The sequence below is a fragment of the Oerskovia sp. NPDC060287 genome (assembly GCF_042726775.1).
GTDB classification, from domain to species: domain Bacteria; phylum Actinomycetota; class Actinomycetes; order Actinomycetales; family Cellulomonadaceae; genus Oerskovia; species Oerskovia merdavium.
In genome coordinates this window covers 1-3,120 of record NZ_JBHXBO010000350.1, presented here as the reverse complement: position 1 = coordinate 3,120, position 3,120 = coordinate 1, and the positions used below count along the sequence as shown (strand labels likewise).

The following is a 3,120-nucleotide window of genomic DNA, read 5'->3' as shown; positions in this document are numbered from 1 at the left end:
GCTCACCTGCGGGGTGAGCGGCGCCGTCGGGCAGGGAGCGCCTCACAGCCTCAGGGCTCGCCCTCCCCGAGCGCTCGGACGAGCGCCTCGTGCACGGCCCGAGGCAGCGCGTCGGGGTAGCCGAGCCAGGCGAGCTCGCGCGACCACGTGATCGCGTCGAGCGCCAGGACCGCGTGGAGCAACCCGGGCGGGACGCCGTCGTCGAGCACGAGGTCCGTGACGACGCGCGGGCGGCCCGAGCGCAGCGATCCCGGCCGGATCCCGTCGAGGATCATGAGCTGGTAGGTCGACGTGACCTTGCGCGGGTCCTCGGTCGCGGCGAGGTTCGCCGCGACGGCTCCGGCCGAGACACCCAGGCGCAGGGGCGAGAGGTCGTCGAACCCGTCGAGGACGACCTCGTCGACCGCGGCGTCGAGCAGGTCCTGGACGCCGCCGAACATCGCCTCCAGCCCCGCGGCGCTCAGCGAGCCGGCACGGGCGACGGCCTTGATCGTCAGCCGGTCGGTCCCTTCGTCCGCGGCCACCTGGAGGACGGCGTCGAGGACGGGGCGCCGGGGCGACCGGAGCGACGCGGTGTGCAGGGCCGGGGACAGCGCCGAGCGCACCGGGACCGTGAGGCCCGCGAGGCGGGCCGTGTCGGCGCAGATCCTTGCCCAGGCCTTCTCGTCGAGCGGGTAGGCGCCCGTGTGCGTGCCGAACCAGATCGCGTCGACGGCCAGTGCGGCGACCCACAGGCCGGGATCCTGCACGGGGACGTCGACCACGGGGCACGCGGCGAGGAGCCGCGTGCTGCGGTCCCGGACCGTCTCCGGTCCGGTCGAGGGTCGGTCGACGGGGTGGTTCATGGCACGTCCAGGCGGTAGGGGAGCGAGCGGTCTCAGTGCTCGACGGTCGGGGCGGCGCGGGGCGAGGGGATGACACGCCAGGCGACGGCCGCGGCTGCGAGCAGCAGGAACGCGGCCACGCCCGAGGTGAGCTGCATGGCGTGCGTGAACGCCTCCTGGGCGTGCACGAGCGTCTCGCCCGCGCCGGGCGCCGTGCTCGACCCGAGCGCGCGGGACGCCGAGGCGAGCGAGTCGGTGACCTGGGCCTCGACCTCGGCCGGCAAGGTGCCCGTGAGGTTCAGGTTCGTGCGGTAGAAGACGGCCTGGAGCGACCCGAGGAGCGCGATCCCCAGGGCGACACCGAGCTCGTAGGCCGTCTCCGAGATGGACGACGCCGCGCCGGCGCGCTCGCGCGGGACCGACGCCATGACGGCGTCCGTGGTGAGGGTCGAGCCGATCCCCAGCCCCAGCCCGACGAGCACGAGCGACAGCGCGATCCACAGGTAGTCGGGCGAGCCCTCGGCGAACGCGAGGGCGACCAGGCCGATGCCCGCCGCGCCCATCCCGGCGCCGATCGCCCGACCGCGGCCGAGCCGCGCGGCGGTGACGCCGACGAACCCGATGACCACGATCGACGCGATCGTCACGGGCATCTCGCGGATCCCTGCCTCGAGCGGGCCGTAGCCCCGCACGAGCTGGAGGTACTGGGAGAAGAAGAACAGCAGGCCGCTGAGCGCGAACGAGGCGATCAGGTTGGTGACGACCGCTCCGGAGAACGCGGCGTTGCGGAACAGCCCGACGTCGACGAGCGGTGTGGTCAGGCTGCGCTGGCGCCGGACGAACACCACGCCCGAGGCGATGCCGACCAGCGCGGCCACGGCGACGTCCCAGCCCCAGCCGTGCCCGGCGAGCTGCTTGACCGCGTAGACCACGGGGACGATCGACAGCATCGACAGCACCGCGGAGAGCGGGTCGAACGGACCGGGCCGGGGGTTGCGCGACTCGGGGATCAGGAACGCGCCCGCGGCGACGAGGACCACCATGACGGGGACGTTGATGAGGAAGACCGATCCCCACCAGAAGTGCTCGAGGAGGTACCCGCCGACGAGCGGTCCGACCGCCGCGCCGCCCATGGCGCCCGCCGACCAGACCGCGATCGCGGTGGTGCGCTGGCGCGCGTCCTCGAAGACGTTGCGGATGATCGAGAGGGTCGAGGGCATGAGGGTCGCCGCGGTGAGGCCCAGCAGGGCCCGGGCGAGGATGAGCGTCTCGGCCGTGGGGGCGAACGCCGCGAGGACGGACGCGGCGGCGAAGCCCACGCTGCCGATCATCAGGAGGCGCTTGCGCCCTACCCTGTCGGCGACGTTGCCCATGGTCACGAGCAGGCCGGCCAGGGCGAACGAGTAGATGTCGCCGATCCAGAGCAGCTGGGTCGCGCTCGGGTCGAGGTCCGCCGTCAGGGCGGGCACGGCGAGCGAGAGGACGGTGCCGTCGATCGCGAGCAGCACGACGGCCAGGGTCAGGACCGCCAGCGCCGCCCAGTCACGTCTCGTGGCACGCCGGACGGAGGTCGGGTGCGACAGGTCGGTGGGGGAGATCGCGTTCATCCGCGTCACTATACCGACCGGACGGTCGGTTAAGTCAACCGATTGGTCGGCACGCGTTGTCGTGGAAGGATCGGCGGCATGGACCGGGCGGCACACACACGCGACACGGCACGCACCAAGCGGGCGATCCTCGACGGGGCAGCCAGGGCGCTGCGCACGCACGGCGCGACCGTCTCGCTCACGGCGATCGCCCAGGAGGCCGGGGTCTCCAAGGGAGGGCTCCTGCACCACTACACGAGCAAGGAGGCGTTGGTCGTCGCGCTCGCCCAGGACTCGATCGAGCAGTTCCGCGAGCACGTGGAGAGATGCGTCGACCTGTCCGAGAACGTCCCCGGCAAGCTGCTGCGGGGGTACGTCCGGGCTCTTTGCGACGAGATCGCGGTGCCGCAGGCGGGCCGCGAGCACGCGAGCCTGTGGGGCTCGCTGACCCTGCTGCCCGAGGTGGTCAGGCTCGCCGAGGAGGACGACGAGCGCTGGCGCGCGGCCTTCCACGACGACGGCCTGCACCCCGACCGGGTGCTCGTCGTCTCGCGCGCCGCCGACGGGCTCGCGGGCGCGCCCCACTACGGCGCCGTCCCCGGCCCCGAGGAGATCGAGCACACGCGCGAGCTGCTCCTGCGGATGACCCTGACGAACGGCCCCCTGTAGAACCCGACCCACGCCCGACGGCGCCGCTCTCCTCGGAGGTG

The 3,120-nt window shown here is 73.4% G+C and carries 3 protein-coding genes; 1 reads left to right on the top strand and 2 read right to left on the bottom strand.

Annotated elements, in window-relative coordinates:
• Positions 1-50: 50 nt before the first annotated feature.
• On the bottom strand, positions 51-845 hold the full coding sequence (locus tag ACFWFR_RS18725; protein WP_377624091.1) for a hypothetical protein: 795 nt from the start codon (positions 843-845) through the stop codon (positions 51-53).
• A 32-nt stretch (positions 846-877) separates the two neighbouring features.
• Positions 878-2,431: an MFS transporter gene (locus ACFWFR_RS18720; RefSeq protein WP_377624090.1), complete on the bottom strand. Its 1,554-nt coding sequence runs from the start codon at positions 2,429-2,431 to the stop codon at positions 878-880.
• 78 nt (positions 2,432-2,509) lie between these two features.
• Here ACFWFR_RS18720 and ACFWFR_RS18715 point away from each other — a divergent pair, with 78 nt between their 5' ends.
• On the top strand, positions 2,510-3,079 hold the full coding sequence (locus tag ACFWFR_RS18715) for a TetR/AcrR family transcriptional regulator (protein ID WP_377624088.1): 570 nt from the start codon (positions 2,510-2,512) through the stop codon (positions 3,077-3,079).
• The last annotated feature ends 41 nt before the right edge of the window (positions 3,080-3,120 follow it).